Annotated in this window: 14 protein-coding genes; 8 read left to right on the top strand and 6 right to left on the bottom strand. The window is 67.4% G+C overall.

Translation table 11 applies throughout. From position 1 onward, the window contains the following. Positions 1–13: 13 nt before the first annotated feature. Positions 14–2,503 (top strand): putative peptide modification system cyclase, encoded by a 2,490-nt coding sequence (locus tag HMPREF3113_RS17225; RefSeq protein ID WP_070474297.1) that lies wholly within the window; start codon positions 14–16, stop codon positions 2,501–2,503. A 10-nt stretch (positions 2,504–2,513) separates the two neighbouring features. Here the strand turns inward: HMPREF3113_RS17225 and HMPREF3113_RS17230 are convergent, their stop codons facing one another. Continuing rightward, positions 2,514–2,822 (bottom strand): NHLP-related RiPP peptide, encoded by a 309-nt coding sequence (locus tag HMPREF3113_RS17230; protein ID WP_070474300.1) that lies wholly within the window; start codon positions 2,820–2,822, stop codon positions 2,514–2,516. A gap of 187 nt (positions 2,823–3,009) precedes the next feature. Between HMPREF3113_RS17230 and HMPREF3113_RS17235 the strand changes: the two genes are divergently transcribed. After that, positions 3,010–4,203, top strand: a complete 1,194-nt coding sequence (locus tag HMPREF3113_RS17235; RefSeq protein ID WP_070474303.1) for a putative peptide maturation dehydrogenase — start codon at positions 3,010–3,012, stop codon at positions 4,201–4,203. Position 4,204: 1 nt separating this feature from the next. Here HMPREF3113_RS17235 and HMPREF3113_RS17240 read toward each other — a convergent pair whose 3' ends face one another. Genes HMPREF3113_RS17240 through HMPREF3113_RS17250 form a run of 3 tightly spaced genes read right to left on the bottom strand, consistent with a single transcriptional unit; the run spans position 4,205 to position 9,033 of the window. Beyond that, positions 4,205–6,193: an acetyl/propionyl/methylcrotonyl-CoA carboxylase subunit alpha gene (locus tag HMPREF3113_RS17240; RefSeq protein ID WP_070474497.1), complete on the bottom strand. Its 1,989-nt coding sequence runs from the start codon at positions 6,191–6,193 to the stop codon at positions 4,205–4,207. Positions 6,194–6,248: 55 nt separating this feature from the next. Further along, positions 6,249–7,859, bottom strand: coding sequence for a carboxyl transferase domain-containing protein (locus tag HMPREF3113_RS17245; RefSeq protein ID WP_070474306.1), 1,611 nt, complete (start codon positions 7,857–7,859; stop codon positions 6,249–6,251). 10 nt (positions 7,860–7,869) lie between these two features. Further along, the gene (locus HMPREF3113_RS17250) at positions 7,870–9,033 is read right to left on the bottom strand and encodes an isovaleryl-CoA dehydrogenase (RefSeq protein WP_019184850.1); all 1,164 of its coding nucleotides are present in this window, start codon (positions 9,031–9,033) and stop codon (positions 7,870–7,872) included. A 146-nt stretch (positions 9,034–9,179) separates the two neighbouring features. Between HMPREF3113_RS17250 and HMPREF3113_RS17255 the strand changes: the two genes are divergently transcribed. The 3 genes from HMPREF3113_RS17255 to HMPREF3113_RS17265 all read left to right on the top strand — a co-directional run bounded on the left by HMPREF3113_RS17255 (position 9,180) and on the right by HMPREF3113_RS17265 (position 11,958). Beyond that, positions 9,180–9,785 carry a TetR/AcrR family transcriptional regulator gene (locus HMPREF3113_RS17255; protein WP_070474310.1) on the top strand — a complete coding sequence of 202 codons (606 nt, stop codon included), beginning with the start codon at positions 9,180–9,182 and terminating at the stop codon, positions 9,783–9,785. Positions 9,786–9,899: 114 nt separating this feature from the next. After that, the gene (locus HMPREF3113_RS17260) at positions 9,900–10,418 is read left to right on the top strand and encodes a c-type cytochrome (protein WP_070474313.1); all 519 of its coding nucleotides are present in this window, start codon (positions 9,900–9,902) and stop codon (positions 10,416–10,418) included. Between the two features lie 94 nt (positions 10,419–10,512). Next, on the top strand, positions 10,513–11,958 hold the full coding sequence (locus HMPREF3113_RS17265) for an ExeM/NucH family extracellular endonuclease (protein ID WP_070474317.1): 1,446 nt from the start codon (positions 10,513–10,515) through the stop codon (positions 11,956–11,958). Positions 11,959–12,041: 83 nt separating this feature from the next. Here the strand turns inward: HMPREF3113_RS17265 and HMPREF3113_RS17270 are convergent, their stop codons facing one another. Continuing rightward, a complete protein-coding gene (locus HMPREF3113_RS17270) occupies positions 12,042–12,908 on the bottom strand; it encodes an EamA family transporter (protein WP_070474319.1) in 867 nt (288 codons plus the stop codon). Positions 12,909–12,964: 56 nt separating this feature from the next. On the opposite strand from HMPREF3113_RS17270, the gene HMPREF3113_RS17275 reads away from it, so the two are divergent. Then, the gene (locus tag HMPREF3113_RS17275) at positions 12,965–13,651 is read left to right on the top strand and encodes an alpha/beta hydrolase (RefSeq protein ID WP_070474322.1); all 687 of its coding nucleotides are present in this window, start codon (positions 12,965–12,967) and stop codon (positions 13,649–13,651) included. After that, a complete protein-coding gene (gene zapE / locus HMPREF3113_RS17280; protein ID WP_070474325.1) occupies positions 13,648–14,748 on the top strand; it encodes a cell division protein ZapE in 1,101 nt (366 codons plus the stop codon). The genes HMPREF3113_RS17275 and zapE overlap by 4 nt, the downstream gene beginning before the upstream one ends. Positions 14,749–14,805: 57 nt before the next feature. Here the strand turns inward: zapE and HMPREF3113_RS17285 are convergent, their stop codons facing one another. Beyond that, positions 14,806–15,627, bottom strand: a complete 822-nt coding sequence (locus HMPREF3113_RS17285) for a DUF2884 family protein (RefSeq protein WP_083298848.1) — start codon at positions 15,625–15,627, stop codon at positions 14,806–14,808. Between the two features lie 578 nt (positions 15,628–16,205). Here HMPREF3113_RS17285 and HMPREF3113_RS17290 point away from each other — a divergent pair. Beyond that, the gene (locus HMPREF3113_RS17290; protein WP_070426398.1) at positions 16,206–18,590 is read left to right on the top strand and encodes a ribonucleoside-diphosphate reductase subunit alpha; all 2,385 of its coding nucleotides are present in this window, start codon (positions 16,206–16,208) and stop codon (positions 18,588–18,590) included. Positions 18,591–18,710: the final 120 nt, after the last annotated feature.

Here is an 18,710-nt window from a genome sequence, read left to right on the forward strand (position 1 = left end):
TCGGGAGATCGGCATGAACGGCGACAACGGAACGTCGACCCAGGCCCCGCAGATGCGGGCGCTGCTGTTCACCGATCTGTGCGACTCGCTGATCCTGGTGGAGCGGATTGGCGATGCGGCCGCGGCCGAGCTGTTCCAGGCGCATGACCGGCTGGTGCTGGTGTTGCAGCAACAGTGGAATGGTCGCCTGATCGATCGTTCCGATGGCCTGCTGCTGTTGTTCGAGCGCGCCATCGATGGTCTCGGCTTTGCGCTGGATTACCAGCGCGGCCTGCAGGAGATCGGCAAGCAACGCAACATCGTGCTGCGCGCACGCGCGGGCCTGCACGTCGGCGAAGTGCTGACCTGGGAAAACAGCCCCGAGGCGATCAAGGTTGGGGCCAAATCGCTGGAGGTCGAGGGCCTGGCCAAGCCGATGGCCGCGCGCCTGATGGCCCTTGCCCGGCCCGGGCAGATCCTGCTCTCGGCCGTGGCCGAATCGCTGACCCATCGCGCGGTGGGCGAGCTGGGGGAGCGTGGCGAGCGACTGGTGTGGAAATCGCACGGCGGCTGGCGGTTCAAGGGCATGCCCGGTCGCCAGTACATCCATGAAGTGGGCGAACCGGAGTTTGCGCCGCTGCGTGCCCCACGCGGCAGCCCCAAGGCCCGCCGTGCCGTGCCGCTGTGGCGCCGGCCGATGACACTGCTGGCCGAGGTGGCGCTGGTGGCAGGCATGGTCTTCGGCACCTGGGCCTTTCTACGCCCGACGCCGGCCATTGCCTTCGGCGAACGGGATTGGGTGGTACTGGGCAACCTCCATAACCTGACCGGCAATGCACTGCTGGACGACAGTCTTCAACAGGCGTTCCGCATTTCTCTGGAGCAGTCGCGTTACGTCAATGTGCTCAGCGACATGAAGGTGCAGGAAACGCTGGAGCGGATGCGTCGCGAAGGTGGAGCGCTGGACCGCGACGCGGCGATCGAGGTCGCGCTGCGTGAGGGTGCCAGAGCCGTGATCGTACCCACCGTGGCCGAAGTGCATGGGCGGCTGCGTGTTTCACTGGAACTGATCGATCCCAACACCGGCAATACGGCGTGGTCCGACCATGCCGATGGCCGCGGCATGGAATCCCTGCTGGGATCCACCGATGACGTCGTGGCTCAGATGCGCGTGGAGCTCGGCGAGGCCATGCATGACATCTCGCGGGACTCGATGCCGCTGCCCAAGGTGGCGACGGCCAGCCTGGATGCGCTGCATGCCTACGCGATGGGCGTCAAAGCATACGGCGATGGACGCTATGACGACGCGCAGCGGTTTTTCGGGCAGGCGGTGCGTTTCGATCCGGACTTCGCGTTCGCCTACCTGGCACAGCTGCGCATCCAGTGGGGCCGGGGCAATCCCGAAGGGGCCCGACAATCGCTGGCCGCGGCAAAACGCGCTGCCGGTCGCTTGTCAGGCCGGGATCGGCTGTACATGGACGCCTGGGATGCCGATCTCAACGGCGCCGGAACACTCGCCACGGCCGAAAAGTGGAAGCTCTTGGGCGATCTCTATCCCGATTACCACGGCGCCCATGCCAACTACGCCTGGTCCATGCTGAGCGTGGGGCGATATAGCGAGTCCGAGCAGGCTGCACGCAAGGCCGCTGTCGCACAGAACCCGTTGCAGGCCATGGCGTTGCAGGCGCTCGGTCGCGCCGAGCTGGCGCAGAATCACGCCGATGCGGCACTGCGCAGCTATCGTCAATCCGCACGGATCGGTCAATGGTCAGTGAACCGCCACATGGTCGCCGCGCTCGCCGCTCATGGAGACCTGGTGGGCGCCCAGCGCATGCTTGCCGCCGCTCGGAAGGATGATCTTGCCATGCACCTGGAGGGCACCGCCGTCGCGCTGGACGCGGGTGAGCCGGCGGCGGCACTGCGGGCCAATGCAGCTGCGCTGCGCCACTGTGGTGACAATGCGCGGATCTGCGGAATGTTCCAGGCGCAGTCCCTTTCGCTGGCCAGCATTGCCGTGCGAAAGGCCGGCGCACACGAATATGAGCAGCTTATCGCCACCATGATCGCGCAGGCGGCCGATCCTGCGGCAGGCGAGCGGGGAGAGTGGCTGTACATGGCCGCTGCCTCGGCCTATCTCGCGCAACGCGCAGAGCTCTATGACGTGGCACGTCGCCAGTTGCCGCATCTGCAGCGACTTGCCAAGGCGCTGGATGACCCGCGTGGAACGCAGATGGTGGCGGTGCTGGTGGCCAATCAGGATCGCGTGGATGGCCGGGCTGCGCAATCGGTGCAGCGCTTGCGCACGCTCATCGACGGCGGCGAGTTGTTCCAGGTCCACGTCGCCCTGCAGGACAGCCTGGTGGCCGCCGGGGACCAGGTGGCTGCCGCCGCCGAGCAACGCTGGCTGGCGACACAGCGCGGCAGGGCCTACGCGGAGAACGCCGGTTCCTATCTCCTGCAGGCGCTGAATGTCCATGACAGCCGAGCCGCGCAACGACGTCTGGACGCGACGTCGTTGCAGTAATCGCCAGATCTCAGGGCTGCGGCTTGCGCTGCAGTTGCGAGTCGATGTCACCGCTGACGAAACAGTGCGGAAAGCTGAAGGAACTGGTGGCGGTCAGGTGGGCAAGCAGGCGCGTGCGAGCGGCCTGGAATTCTTCCTTGCTGGCCAGCGGACCTCCTGATTCGCAGTCGCACGATGCCGCGCCCGCCTCGGCGCTGATGGTCGCCAACGCGGCAGCGGGATCGGCCTGGAACAGGGTACGGAACGCGTCGTCGCTGCTGAGCAGATCCAGCAGCTGCACGGCATCGTTGGAGGAAAGCGGCGGAGAAGTGCTGGTCATGTGGCATGTCTCGGAGATAGCGGAGGGAAGGAGGGGGCGTACGCGCAGGCCGGGGTATGACGTTACATCCGCGATCGATAGCGGCCTGCCCGTGAAGCGCTTGAGTCATTCGGTGATCATCGGTCTTCATCTTTGGCGATCCCGGCCGACACACTGGAACACGCGATGCTTCCCTTTCTGGCTGCCCATGCACGATACCCTCCACCTGCGCCGATGCCGCACCCTCTACCTCGAGCCCCGACAGCAGACCTCGTTCGATCTGCGCGCGCTGGTATCCGGTGGCACGGGCATGACCCTGCGCAGTGTCTGGACGGCGCTGGCACCGCACCTGCCGGCGCCGGTCGAGCTCACTGAGTCACAGGTGCTGCTGCTGGGACGTCTCGACCCGGAGCGATGGGAGCCATGGCCCGCCGGGGAAGATGACAACGATCTTCGCTACCTGCTGACGCATGGGCTGGTCCAGGCACAGGGAGCAGATCGCGACGCGTTGGCTCAACGTGAAGCGCAGCTGCGGCAGGTGCCGTGGTGGGGACCTGCCGCGATGCTCCACTGGCAGGGCCGCTGGCAGGGCGAGGACAGCGTGAAAGCCCTGGAATCGGCGGGGCTGCACACAGCGGCGGGGCTGCGCGCACACCTTGGACCGCCACCGCCTGCGTTGGCTCCCCATGCCGGAGAACCTCGCCGCCTGCCACGCCAGCCCGAGGAGGCGTTCGACCGCAGCCTGCGCGAGCGCAGCACCTGCCGCAACTTCGATACGGCGCAGCCGCTGCCGCTGGCCGAGCTGTCACGACTGCTGCAGCGCACCCTGGCTGAAACAGGACGGCAGGTAGTCGAAGAAGACGCGGTGTTTCTCAAAAAGAACGTACCGTCCGCCGGGGGCCTGCATCCCACCGAAGCGTATTTGCTGGTGCAGCATGTCGAGGGTCTCCAGGCGGGTCTGTATCACTACGATCCTGCCTCGCACGGCGTGTCCGCCCTGCCTTCCGATGCGCGGTCCATGGCAGAGCTGGCGGCGTTGTTCACCGCAGGCCAACACTGGTTTGCCGATGCGCCGGTGCTGATCGTGCTGGCACCCCGGTTCGCCCGCACCTACTGGAAGTACCGCCACCATCCCAAGGCCTACCGCGCGGTGATCCTGGATGTTGGTCACATCTCGCAGCTGCTGCTGACCTGCGCGACCGAACAGGGCCTGGGGGCCTTTGTTACGGCCGCGATCAACGAACAGGATATCGAGCAGGTGCTCGGCATGGATCCCATGCAGCTCAGCCCGCTCGCCGTGTGTGGCGTAGGCTGGCGCGCACAGCAGATGTCGACCTCTGAGTTCGACCCCGGCGGCCAGGTGTGGACGCCGGTACTCACTGCCGAGCCGCCAACCGGGTGACTCACCCCGCCTCGAAATCCACCAGCACCGCCCCATCGCCCACCTGGTCTCCGGCTTTCACCCGGTAGCCCTGCACGGTGCCATCGGCCGGCGCCTGCAGCGTGTGCTCCATCTTCATCGCTTCCAGCACCAGCAGCGGCGCGCCGCGTTTGACCGCCGTGCCCGGTGCCACCAGCGTGGCCACGATACGACCCGGCATCGGCGCGACCAGGCTGCCGGCATCGGCAACGGACTGGTCCGCTTCGCTGACCGGATCATGCAGGGTGAAGCGCTGCACGCCTTCGCTGCCGAACAGGTACAGCTCGTTGCCGTCGCGGATAACGGTGGCGCGGTGCAGCTGCTCGCCGATCTGTACGCGCAGTGCATCACCGGCCAGGCGGCCGCTGCCCTGCAGCGCGTTGCCGTCCATGTGGACGGTCCACTGTTCGCCCGCTCCCGCGCCCTGCACGGTGACGCTGCGCTGCGCGCCCCGGTGCTCCAGCGTCAGCGCGCGTGCGGCGGCCGCGCCGAGGCGCCAGCCATCCTGGGCCTGCCACGGCGAGTGCGGGTCACGCGCATCACGGCTGGCAGCCTCGCTGGTGGCCACGCCGGCGATCGCGGCGAGCGCCCAGAGTGCCGGACCGCTGTCGTTGTCGTTGGGGGTGAGGGCGGCCTGCTCGCGCTCGATCAGCGCGGTGTCCAGCTTGGCTTGGGTAAACGAATCGGTCATCACCAGCCGGCGCAGGAAGGCGGCATTGGTGGTCACGCCAACCACTTCGCACTCGGCCAGCGCCTGCTGCATGCGGCGCAGCGCGGCATCGCGGTCGACATCCCAGACGATCAGCTTGGCGATCATCGGGTCGTAGAACGGGGTGATCGCATCGCCCTGTTCGACACCGGCGTCCACGCGCACGTGTGCGGTGTTGGCCGGCAGGCGCAGGTGGCGCAGGGTGCCGGTGGACGGCAGGAAACCGCGGTCGGCGTCTTCGGCGTACAGGCGGGCTTCCAGTGCGTGCCCGCGGATCTGCAGCTGATCCTGCTGCAGCGGCAGCGGCTCACCGCTGGCCACGCGCAGCTGCCACTCGACCAGGTCGGTGCCGGTGATGCACTCGGTGACCGGGTGCTCCACCTGCAGGCGGGTGTTCATTTCCATGAAGTAGAAATCGCCATCGGGGCCGGCGATGAACTCCACCGTGCCCGCGCCGACGTAGTTGACCGCGCGCGCGGCATCGACGGCGGCCTTGCCCATCGCGGCGCGGCGCTCGGGCGTCATGCCGGGGGCAGGCGCTTCTTCGAGCACCTTCTGATGGCGGCGCTGCACCGAGCAGTCGCGCTCGAACAGGTACACCACGTTGCCGTGGCTGTCGCCGAACACCTGGATCTCGATGTGGCGCGGGCGCTCGACATACTTCTCCACCAGCACGTGTGCGTTGCCGAACGCCGACTGCGCCTCACGCTGGCAGCTGGCCAACGCCTCGGTGAAGGTGGCGCTGTCATCCACGCGGCGCATGCCCTTGCCACCGCCGCCGGCGCTGGCCTTGATCAACACCGGGTAGCCGATGCTGTCGGCCTGCTTGCGCAGGAACTCGGGGATCTGCTCGTCGCCGTGGTAGCCCGGGGTCAGCGGCACGCCGGCCTGCTGCATCAGCGCCTTGGCCGCGCTCTTGTCGCCCATCGCGCGGATCGCCGCCGCAGAGGGGCCGATGAACACGATGCCCGCCTCGGCGCAGGCCTGCGCGAAGCCGGCGTTCTCCGAGAGGAAGCCGTAGCCGGGATGGATCGCCTGCGCGCCGGTGCGGCGGGCGGCGGCCAGGATGGCGTCGCCGCGCAGGTAGCTCTCGCGCGCCGGTGCCGGGCCGATCGCAATGGCCTCGTCGGCCAGGCGCACGTGGCGCGCGTTGCGGTCGGCGTCGGAATACACCGCCACGGTGGCGATGCCCAGGCGCTGGCAGGTAGCGATGACGCGGCAGGCGATTTCGCCACGGTTGGCGATCAGGATCTTGGTGAACATGGTGGTCTCGTTGCGCGGGCCAGGGGCGGCGGTGCCAGGCGGCACCGCCCGTGCATTACATGCGGAACACGCCGAAGTCGGTCTTCTTCGCCGGGGCGTTGAGGCTGGCCGACAGCGCCAGGCCCAGCACACGACGGGTGTCGGCCGGATCGATCACGCCGTCATCCCAGAGCCGGGCGCTGGCGTAGTAGGGGTGGCCCTGCGATTCGAACTGCTCGCGGATCGGCGACTTGAAGCCGTCCTCTTCCTCGGCCGACCACTGCCCGCCCTTGGCTTCGATGCCATCGCGCTTGACCGTGGCCAGCACGCTGGCGGCCTGCTCGCCGCCCATCACGCCGATGCGTGCGTTCGGCCACATCCACAGGAAGTTGGGCGAGTAGGCGCGGCCGCACATGCCGTAATTGCCGGCGCCGAACGAGCCGCCGATCACCACGGTGAACTTGGGCACCTTGGCGCAGGCCACGGCCATCACCAGCTTGGCCCCGTCCTTGGCGATGCCGCCGTGCTCGTACTTGCGGCCGACCATGAAGCCGGTGATGTTCTGCAGGAACACCAGCGGAATGCCGCGCTGCGTGCACAGTTCGATGAAGTGCGCGCCCTTCAGCGCGGACTCGGAGAACAGGATGCCGTTGTTGGCGATGATGCCCACCGGGTAGCCGTGCAGATGCGCAAAGCCGGTGACCAGAGTGTTGCCGTAGCGCGGCTTGAACTCATCGAAGCGCGAATCGTCGACCAGGCGCAGGATCACTTCGCGCACGTCGTAGGGCTTGCGCGTATCGGCCGGAATCACGCCGTACAGCTCGTGGGCCGGATGCCGCGGTTCAACCGGAGCCTGCACCGCCAGCGCCGGCTCGGGCTTGCGCCAGTTGAGCTGGGCGATGATCGCGCGGACCCGGGCCAATGCCTGCAGGTCGTTGTCGGCCATGTGGTCGGCCACGCCGGAAATGCGTGTGTGCACATCGGCACCGCCCAGTTCTTCGGCGGTGACCACTTCACCGGTAGCCGCTTTCACCAGCGGCGGGCCGCCGAGGAAGATGGTGCCCTGCTCGCGCACGATCACCGTTTCATCGCTCATCGCCGGCACGTAGGCGCCACCGGCGGTGCAGCTGCCCATCACGCAGGCGATCTGCGGAATGCCCTGCGCGGACAGGTTGGCCTGGTTGTAGAAGATCCGGCCGAAATGGTCGCGGTCCGGGAACACCTCGTCCTGCAGCGGCAGGAATGCGCCACCCGAATCCACCAGGTAGATGCAGGGCAGGCGGTTCTGCTCGGCCACCTCCTGCGCGCGAAGGTGCTTCTTGACCGTCATCGGGTAGTAGGTGCCACCTTTGACGGTGGCATCGTTGGCCACGATCACGCACTCCACGCCCGAGACCCGGCCGATACCGGCAACCACGCCGGCACTGGGGATCGGATCGCCATACATGCCGTGCGCGGCCAGCGGGGCGATTTCCAGGAAGGCGCTGCCCGGGTCGAGCAGGGCATCGATGCGGTCGCGCACCAGCAGCTTGCCGCGCGCGGTGTGCTTGGCGCGTGCCGCTTCGCTGCCGCCCAGCGCGGTCTGCGCCAGGGTGGCGCGCAGGTCGTCGACCACCGCCTGCAACGCGGCGCGGTTGGCCTCGAAGGTGTCGCTGCCCGGTTGCAGCTGGGTGCTCAATACGGTCATGGCAGGGCCCTTACTTGGTGCGCTGGAACAATTCGCGGCCGATCAGCATGCGGCGGATCTCCGAGGTGCCGGCGCCGATTTCATACAGCTTGGCATCGCGCCACAGCCGTCCGGTCGGGTACTCGTTGATGTAGCCGTTGCCGCCCAGGATCTGGATCGCCTGGCCGGTCAGCCAGGTGGCCTTCTCGGCCGAATACAGGATCGCGCCGGCCGCATCCTGGCGCGTGGTCCGGCCCTGGTCGCAGGCGCGTGCCACCGCGTACACATAGGCGCGGCAGGCGTTGAGGCCCACATACATGTCGGCCAGCTTGGCCTGGATCAGCTGGAAGGTGCCGATCGCCTCGCCGAACTGCTTGCGCTCGTGCACGTAGGGCATCACCACGTCCATCGCGGCGGCCATCAGGCCGAGCGGGCCACCGGAGAGCACCACGCGCTCATAGTCCAGACCGGACATCAGCACCTTGACGCCACCGCCGACCACGCCGAGCACGTTGGCTTCGGGCACTTCGCAATCCTCGAACACCAGCTCGCAGGTGTTGGAGCCGCGCATGCCCAGCTTGTCCAGCTTCTGCGCGGTGGAGAAGCCCTTCATGCCCTTCTCGATCAGGAACGCGGTGATGCCCTTGGCACCTGCATCCGGATCGGTCTTGGCATAGACCACCAGTACATCGGCATCCGGGCCGTTGGTGATCCACATCTTGTTGCCGTTGAGCACGTAGTGATCGCCGCGCTTGTCCGCGCGCAGCTTCATCGAGACCACGTCCGAGCCGGCGCCCGGCTCGCTCATCGCCAGCGCGCCGACCAGCTCGCCGCTGCACAGGCCGGGCAGGTAGCGCTGCTTCTGGTCTTCGTTGCCGTTCTTGCGCAGCTGGTTCACGCACAGGTTGGAGTGCGCGCCGTAGGACAGCGCGATGCCGCCGGAGGCGCGCGAGATCTCTTCCATCGCCACCACGTGCGCGAGGTAGCCCATGCCGCTGCCGCCGTATTCCTCTTCCACGGTCAGGCCGAGCAGGCCCTGTTCGCCGAGCTTGCGCCACAGCGCATTGGGGAACAGATTCTCTTCGTCGGCCTTGGCCGCCAGCGGCGCGATTTCAGCGGAGGCAAAATGGGCCACGCTCTGGCGCAGCAGGTCGATCTCTTCGCCGAGATCGAAGTTCATGGTCGGGACGTGCATGGGCGACTCCGCAACAACAAGGGATGGGACGCGCCGGGAGGGATGGACGGGCTGACAGGGCCGTCCCGCGGGCGATGTACCCCCAGCGTAGCCGGGTTCGACAAAGAAGTGAACACAAATTCAAAAATTGAACATAGAATCAACAAATGGCCTATAAACGCTCCGCCCTGATGGAAGAACGCCTTGCCGGCGCCCGCGAACGCATCCTGCTGGCGACCCGTGCGCTGGTGGCGGCCGGCGGGTACCGCAATGCCCCGGTCACTGCCGTGGCAGCCGAAGCCGGGGTCTCCACCGGGCTGATCTACCGGCACTTCCCTTCCAAGGCCGAACTGTTCGTGGAGGTGCTCACCGCCGCCGTCGAGCACGAGCTGCGCATCTTCGAGGCGATCGCAGCCGAGCCGCTGCCCGCGCCGGAGCGCCTGCGCCGGGCGATCACCGCCTTCGTGCGCCGCGCGCTGGCCGGGCCCGGGCTGGCCTATGCCTTCATCGCCGAGCCGGTCGATCCGGAAGTGGAAGCCGAGCGCATCCGCTGCCGCCGTCTGTTCGGCGATGTGTTCCGGCGCATCGTCGCCGATGGCGTGGAGGCAGGCACCTTCCCGCCGCAGGACACCCATGTCGCAGCGGCCTGCATCGTCGGCGCGTTCACCGAGGCGCTGGTCGGCCCGACCGCACTGAGCCGCGACGCGCACGGCGACGAAGATGCGCTGGTCGAGTCGATCTGTGTTTTCTGCCTGCGTGCCGCGGGCGCCTGAGCCGCGCCGATGCTGCATTGCGACACCCGGCGGTCGCTTGCGCAGCGCCGCCGACGCTGGTCATACTCGGCCGACAAGCCGTGGTCCAACGACTACCAGCCAGGGGTATAGAGAGTGCGGAATTACGACCTCGAGTTCCTGAAACGCTTTTCCATGGTCATCGCGCTGCTGATGGCCATCACACTCGGCCTCATCATCTTCGCGGCCTACCTGCATACCAGCATTCCCCCTGAAGTCTCGCCGATGGCGGCCAAACGTACCGAGCAGCGCATCGCGCCGGCCGGTGCGGTGTACGCCGGCAGCACCGGTGCCGCCGCGCAGGCCGCCGCCCATGCCGCCGCGCTGGTCAAAGCCGCCTCGCAGGTCGCCTACGGTGGCACCACCGACGGCAAGGTGATCTACGACAACCTCTGCACCGCCTGCCATACCAATGGCGTCGGCAAGGCGCCGACGCTGGATCACGGGCATTGGGATGCGCGCATCGCCCAGGGCAAGGACACGCTCTACAAGCACGCAGTGGAGGGCTATACCGGCCCGGACGGTGGCATCATGCCGCCCAAGGGCGGTAATCCGGCGCTGACCGAGGAGCAGATCCATGCCACGGTCGATTGGATGCTGGCCAACCTGAAATGACGGCTTTGCCGGATCAGGCCACCGACGCCGCCGAAGGGCGGCGTTTCACTTTATGTGGTTAGCCTTGTCGCACTTCCCTGGAGTCCCGCTTCCGATGCGCCGTACCCCCCTCGTGTTCGCTCTCGCGCTGGCGTTGTCCGGCGCGGTCCATGCCGCCCAGCCGCAGCCCGCCACCTCGCCGCAGGCGCGCCCGGCGCCGACCACGTCGGCCACGGTCACCCTGACCGCGCCGCCCACCGACTGGCGCACGCTGGATGGCCAGCAGGTCCGCATCGCCGCGCCGCTGACCCTGGCCGGCACCGATGGCCTGTCGCGCTTTGGTGAGTTGACCGTGGCCTTCGGTGGTCGCCTGTGGCAGCCGAGCGAAGTGGCCGCGCCCGGCACCGCGGGGCACGCGCAGGTGGTGGCCGACAACCTGCATCGCCGGCTGGTGCTCGACGATGGCAGCGACGCCCGCGACCCCGGCCTGGTGGCCTACCTGCCGGCGGCGGCGAACCTGCGCACCGGCATGGTCCTGCGCAATGTGGAAGGCGTCGTCCGTATCGATCCCAAGGGCAACACGCGTCTGCAGGTGACCCGCCCGCTGAGCCTGCCGGCGCTCGAGCGCCCGGCAGTCCCGGTGGTGGCTGGCGCCCTGCACGTGGCCGCGTTCAATCTGGAGAACTTCTTCAATGGCGACGGCCAGGGCGGTGGTTACCCGACCCTGCGTGGTGCGCGCACCCTGGCCGAACACCAGGCGCAGAAAGCCAAGCTGGTCGCCACCATCAACGCCCTGGGTGCCGATGTCGCCGCGCTGATGGAACTGGAGAACGATGGCTACGGCCCGCAGTCGGCGATTGCCCAGCTCGTCGATGCGCTCAATGCGGACCGGGGCCAGGGTGCCGACTGGCGTTTCATCAACGCGAAGCAGGGCCCCGGTGACAACCCGATCCGGGTCGGCATCATCTACCGCGCCACGCGCGTGACCCCGGTCGGCGCCCCCGCCGTGCTGGAGAAGGAGCCCTTCGGCGAACGCAGCCGCGTGCCGCTGGCGCAGGCCTTCCGTGCGGGCAAGGGCGCACCGTTCGTGGTCGTGGCCAATCATTTCAAATCCAAGGGTTGCTCGGAAGCGACCGGCGCCGATGCCGATCAGAAGGACGGCCAGGCCTGCTGGAATGCCACCCGGATCGCCTCGGCCACGCTGCTGGACCAGTGGCTGGCGACCGACCCGACCGGTGCCGGCACCCGCGATGCGGTGCTGCTGGGCGACTTCAACGCCTACGCCATGGAAGATCCGATCCGCACCCTGCACGCCGCCGGCTGGCGCGATGCGTTCGCCGTGGCGAAGGTCGAACGGCCTTACAGCTACGTCTACAACGGGATGACCGGCCGGTTGGACCATGCGCTGTTGAGCCCGGGCATGGCCAAGCGCCTGCGCGCGGCCGCGGAGTGGCACATCAACGCCGATGAGGCTGACGATGTCGGCTACCGCGACCGCAACGAAGCGGGTCCGTGGCGCAGCTCGGACCATGATCCGCTGCTGCTGGGGTTTGATCGCTGATACCGCGCGGGTGCGCCGGCACGCCCGGCCACCGTCGCGTTGCCCGGGTAGTGCCGGCCGCTGGCCGGCACCGCATCAACCAGTTACCACGTGCCCCACGCGATCAGCCCGATCGCCACCACGGCCAACGCCAGGCCCACCCGGTTCCACACACTGGTGCGCTCGCCGAAACCGACGATGCCCACCAGCGCACCCAGCACCACCACGCCGATGTTCATGCCGGCGAACACCACCGCCGGGCTGTCCGGCAGGTGCTGGTGGGCGCGCACGTAGAACAGGATGTTGCCGAAGTTGAGCAGGCCGAGCAGGGCGCCGCCGACCCCGTTGCGCCATTGCAGGCGGGCGATGCCGCGCAGGTGGCGCCAGAGCTGCAACGCCAGCATCAGCACGAAGGCCAGGCTGAAACTGGCCAGCAGCGCGGCCATCGAGGGCGTGCCCGACAACGCCACCTTCTTGAGCAGGATGTCGACCAGGGCATAGCCCACCCAGACGGACAGCAGCCATGGCCAGGCCCGTCCGCCGCTGGGCTCGGCCGCGCCGGCGCGTGGGCGCACGCTGATCCCCAGGATCGCCAGCAGCCCCAGCCCCAGGCCGGCCAGCTTCCAGCCGTTGGCGGTCTCGCCGAACACCAGGAACGCGGCCAGCAGTGAAAGCAGCAGCGACAACCGCTGGGCCACGTCGCTGCGCACGATCCCGGCGCGGGTCACCGCGCGGGCCATCATCAGGAAGATCGCCGGCAGCACCACGGCCAGGCAGAGCAGGGCCGCCCACGGTGCATGCGGGGCCTGCAGCGAGGCCAGCGAGGGCTGAAGCAGCACCGCGCTGAGCACGCTGGCGACCAGGTAATTCCAGGTCACCACCTGCGGCATGTCCAAGCGCTGACGCGGCGCCAGCTTCAGCAGGACCGAGACCAGCACGCTGCAGAAAACACTGAAAACCAGATAGTGCATGTACGAACCCGGCGGGGGCGGCGGTGAAGCACGCGGAGGGACGGTATTATGACGCCATGCACAATCCCCCATTTCCCCAAGAAAGCGGTGCGCTGACGCTGGACGGACCGGTCGGTCCGCTGGATGTCGTGGTTGATCTGCCCGAGGCCGGTGTCGCGGTGCAGCCGGTGGTGGCGATCGTCTGCCATCCGCTGTCCACCGAGGGCGGCAGCATGCACAACAAGGTGGTGACCATGGCCGCGCGCTCGCTGCGCGACCTGGGCATCGCCACCGTGCGCTTCAACTTCCGCAGCGTCGGCGACTCGGCCGGCACGTTCGACAATGGCGTGGGCGAGCAGGACGACCTCAAGGCCGTCGCCGCCTGGGTGCGTGCGCAGCGGCCGGGCCAGGACCTGTGGCTGGCCGGTTTCAGCTTCGGCGCCTACGTCTCGCTGCGCGCGGCGGGCGACCTGCAGCCGACCACCCTGATCTCGATCGCGCCGCCCGCCGGGCGCTGGGATTTCGAGGGCATGCAGCCGCCGGCCCAGTGGCTGGTGATCCAGGGTGAGGAAGACGAGATCGTCGATCCGCAGGCGGTCTATGACTGGCTGGACGGCCTGGACGCACCGCATGAACTGGTGCGCATGCCCGATACCAGCCACTTCTTCCACCGCAAGATCGTCGACCTGCGCGGCGCGCTCATCCATGGCGTCAAGCAGTGGCTGCCGGTTCCCGCGCCCGACGCGGCCCCCGACGCGGCATGAGCGACACCGTGATGACCCCGTCGCAGCGCTACGCCGATGGCGTGGCCCGGGGCGAATGGCAGAACGACCCGGCCCAGCACGCCGCCCTGGCCGAGCTGGACCGCATCCATATCGCGCTGGTCGACAGCGCGCAGGATGGCTGGCTGGATCGCCTTTCCGCATTCTGGAAGAAGCCCGAACCGGTCAAGGGCCTGTACTTCTGGGGCGGGGTGGGGCGCGGCAAGACCTTCCTGGTCGACCTGTTCTATGACGGCCTGCCGATCGAGCAGAAGTACCGCACCCACTTCCATCGCTTCATGCGCGGCATCCACGAGCGCCTTCGCGAGCACCAGGGGCAAAGCGATCCGCTGGCGAAGATCGCCCAGGAATGGCGCAGCAAACTGCGCGTGCTGGTGCTGGACGAGTTCTTCGTCACCGATATCGGCGATGCGATGCTGCTGGCGCGCCTGCTCGAGCGCATGTTCGCCGAGGGCGTGACCCTGGTGACCACCTCCAACACCGCGGTGGAAAACCTGTACCTCAACGGCCTGCAGCGCGACAGCTTCCTGCCCGCGATCGGGCTGCTGCAGACCTACTGTGTGGAGTTGTACGCCGAAGGCACCGAGGACTACCGCATGCGCGCGCTGACCCGCTCGCCGGTGTACCAGTCCCCGATCGATGCCGGCAGCGATGCCTGGCTGGCCGGCCGCTGGGCCGAGCTCAGCGGTGGGCAACCGGCCAAGGCGGGCAACATCGAGATCGAAGCGCGCAAGATTCCGGTACGCGGCCGCGGCAAGAGCATCGTCTGGTTCGATTTCAAAGCGCTGTGCGAAGGCCCGCGCGGCCCGTCGGACTACATCGAGATCGCGCATGAGTTCAACACCGTGCTGCTGGGCGACATTCCGCACTTCGACAAGCTGAATGAAGATGCCGCGCGCCGCTTCGTCAACCTGATCGACGAGCTCTACGACCGCCACGTCAACCTGGTCTGCACCGCGACCGATTCACCGGTCGGGCTGTATTCCGGCGTGCGCCTGCAGGGCGCGTTCGAACGTACCGCCTCGCGCCTGATTGAAATGCAGAGCGCCGAGTACCTGGGCACCCCGCACCGCGCGTAGCTCCACGCCGGGCCTGGATAGGCCGTGATGTAGATCCACGCCCTGCGTGGATGCTTGCTACAACGGGGGCAGCACCAGCGCGTCCCCGCGCGGCTGTTCGTGCGCGATCGGCGCGGTCGCGTCCTTCTCGCGGTCCATCACCATCATCGCCAGCGGCTTGCCCTGGTAGCGCACCTCCAGCGACTGCTGGATCGCATCCAGCGCCAGCACCTGGGTGCACAACGACCGGGCCTGTACCTCCAGCGCCTGCCCTCGGACGTCCATGCGACGCTCCAGGTCGGCCTCCATCTTCTCGGCGCGCGCCTCGATCCGATCCGAGCCGCCGGTCAGCATCGTCCACATCACCCCGCGGGCAAGCGAGGCAGACATCGACTCGGCCGCCTGCTCGATGCGCGCCTCGAACTGCTCGCCGAACAGATCCTGCTCCCAGATCCCGCGGCCCAGCGTACGGCCAACGTAATCGTGGGCATCCCTGCGCAGCCCCTCCACCTCGCGCGCCTTGCGGCGGCTGCCGGTCATGATCTCCACCGTGGCCCCCAGCGCATCGAAGGCGATGTCCGTGACCTCCCCGGCCACCCCGGCCACGGCAGGCACCAGCTGGCGGGTGCCCCATTCGAGCTGGCGCAGGCGCTGGGCGTCGGCGTCGCTGACCGGAATCGGCTGGCGGTCGATGTTCAGTTCGCCATCGTGGAAGAAGATCTCCGCCGGCACCTGGTCGCGGTTGCGCAGCCAGATCCCGCCGCTGTCCACCAGCACGTTGTAGGGCGTGCTTACCCCGCACTGGCGCGAGGACAGCTCCGGCCCCTTGCTCCCGCCGGCAGCGGTGGTGCCAGCCAAGGTCAGGCCCAACATCAGACAGCCGGTCAGGGGCAGGCGCATGGTCGCGTTCATATAAAGGAGACAACCGGAGCGTGGCACCCCGGGGCGACCCCGGCGCGGGTCGGAAGTCACCCTGACCGGCGGCCATTCGTTAGGGTCGCGTGAGGCCCGCTGTTCCGTTTTTCGCGCCCCTGCGTCGCATCCCCGATCGGCGTTTCGGCCTTGACTGCGCACTCGCTTTCGACAGGTCCAGACCGTTCGTCGGACGCCTTCCCGGCCCGGTCCTTGCGCCGCAAGGGATTAGGGAAATTCACTACATTTGGCGTTGACGACACCTGGTACCCCCACTATCTTGTGGCCGTCGGTACCGCCGACCACAAGTCGACGGGCGTATCGCCTTCACGCCGATGGCCTGAAGACCTACTGACAACCGCACGAAGTACAGCGTGTGGTGCCGGTCGCAGGATTCTCCGGGGGGAGAGGACCGGTGACGCAGGGGAATCGCCCGCAGGCTTGCCTGCCCGGGTCGCGGCTCCTGCGACGCCGATAGTCCACCCTGAGCATCTCTGCATCGGTTCCGGCGCCTGCCAGGCAGACCCACGCTGTACCACCCCAAATCACGCCAAGAGGAAAACGCCGTGAGCACCGAAACCAGCGCAGCTATCGATAAGGAAAGCGAATTCCTGCTGACCTCGCCGCCCACGGCGACCGCCATGAGCGTGACCAAGCGCAATGGCACGACCGAACTGGTGGACCTGAACAAGATCGTGCGCGCCGTACAGCGCTGCTGCGAAGGTCTGCATGCGGTGGATCCGATGCGCGTTGCGACCCGCACCATCTCCGGCCTGTACAACGGCGCGACCACCCAGGAGCTGGACGAGCTGTCCATCCGCACCTCGGCGCTGCTGATCGGTGAAGAACCCGAATACGGCCGCCTCGCCGCGCGCCTGCTGGCCAACTTCATCGCCAAGGAAGTGTCCGGCCAGGAAATCCATGCGTTCTCGCAGTCGGTTGGCCGCGGCCACGAAGTGGGCCTGATCAACGCGCGCCTGCTGGAGTTCGTGCAGGTCAACGCGCGCAAGCTCAACGACGCGATCGATCCGTCGCTGGACCTGCATTTCGATTACTTCGGTCTGCGTACCCTGTACGACCGGTACCTGCTGCGTCACCCGCACACCCGCAAGGTGATCGAGACCCCGCAGCAGTTCTTCCTGCGCATTGCCAGCGCGCTGAGCGAAGACGTGCCGGAAACCCTCGCGCTGTACAAGCGCATGGGCAACCTGGATTACCTGCCGTCCAGCCCGACGCTGTTCAACTCCGGCACCACGCATGAGCAGCTGTCCTCGTGCTTCCTGCTGGATTCGCCGCAGGATTCGCTGGAGTCGATCTACGCCAAGTACGGTGATATCGCCCAGCTCTCCAAGTTCAGCGGCGGCATCGGCGTCAGCTACAGCCGCGTGCGTTCGCGTGGTTCGCTGATCAAGTCGACCAACGGTCATTCCAACGGCATCGTGCCGTGGCTGAAGACCATGGATTCCTCCGTGGCAGCGGTGAACCAGGGCGGCAAGCGCAAGGGCGCGGCCTGTGTATACCTGGAAACCTGGCACGCCGACGTCGAGGACTTCCTCGAACTGCGTGACAACACCGGTGACGAATCGCGCCGTGCGCACAACCTGAACCTGGCCAACTGGGTGCCGGACCTGTTCATGCAGCGCGTGGAGGCCGACCAGGAATGGTCGCTGTTCGATCCGAGCGTGGTGCCCGAGTTCACCGATCTGTTCGGCGAGGCCTTCGAGCAGGCCTACCTGCAGGCCGAAGCCCAGGGCAAGGCCCAGCGCACGATCTCCGCCCGCAAGCTGTACTCGCGGATGATGCGTACCCTGGCCGAGACCGGCAACGGCTGGATGACGTTCAAGGACAAGTGCAACCGCGCCAGCAACCAGACGCTGCGCCCGGGCAACGTGATCCACCTGTCCAACCTGTGCACCGAAATCCTGGAAATCACCTCGGCCGAAGAGACCGCGGTGTGCAACCTGGGCTCGATCAACCTGGGCAATCATTTCGACGGCCACGGCGAGTTCGATTTCGACAAGCTGGCCGACACCGTGCGCCTGGCCGTGCGTCAGCTCGACCGCGTGATCGACCTGAACTTCTACCCGATCGAAACCGCCCGCCGCGGCAACCTGCGCTGGCGTCCGGTCGGCCTGGGCTGCATGGGCCTGCAGGACGTGTTCTTCCGCAAGCGCCTGGCCTTCGACAGTGCCGAAGCCCGTACGCTGTCGAAGAAAATCGCCGAGACGATCTACTTCCACGCGCTGGAAACCTCGTGCGAGCTGGCCCAGGAACGCGGCAAGCACCCGTCCTTCGCCGACACCCGTGCCGCCAGCGGCGAGCTGCAGTTCGATGCCTGGAACGTGGTGCCCGAAGACACCGCGCGTTGGGATGCCCTGCGTGAGCGCATCAAGGAACACGGCCTGCGCAACTCGCTGCTGATCGCGATCGCCCCGACCGCGACCATCGCCTCGATTGCCGGTTGCTACGAGTGCGTCGAGCCGCAGGTGTCCAACCTGTTCAAGCGCGAAACGCTGTCCGGCGACTTCCTGCAGGTCAACCGTTACCTGGTGAACGAGCTGAAGAAGCTCGGCCACTGGACCCCGGAAATGCGCGACGCGATCAAGCTGGCCGAAGGCTCGATCCAGGGCATCACCCAGATCCCGGAAACGCTGCGCCACGTGTACCGCACCGCCTGGGAACTGCCGATGCGTTCGCTGATCGACATGGCCGCCGACCGTGGCGCGTTCATCGACCAGTCCGCCTCGCTCAACCTGTTCATGGAAAGCCCGAGCATCGGCGCGATGTCCTCCATGTACATGTACGCCTGGAAGCAGGGCATCAAGACCACCTACTACCTGCGTTCGCGTCCGGCGACCAAGATCGCCAAGACGACCGTCAGCAGCTACACCCCGGTCGAAGCCGTCGCCTGCTCGCTGGAAAATCCGGAAAGCTGCGAGGCGTGCCAGTAAACAAGGCGTGCCGGCCCACCGGGCCGGCAACGCCGGGTGCACCGACCAACGTCGGCGCCTATCCGGGAACACCGGTTCCGCCGGAAAAATCACACATCCGGTAGCGACCGACCGTTGGTC

It is taken from the genome of Stenotrophomonas sp. HMSC10F06, assembly GCF_001807865.1.
GTDB lineage: Bacteria > Pseudomonadota > Gammaproteobacteria > Xanthomonadales > Xanthomonadaceae > Stenotrophomonas > Stenotrophomonas bentonitica_A.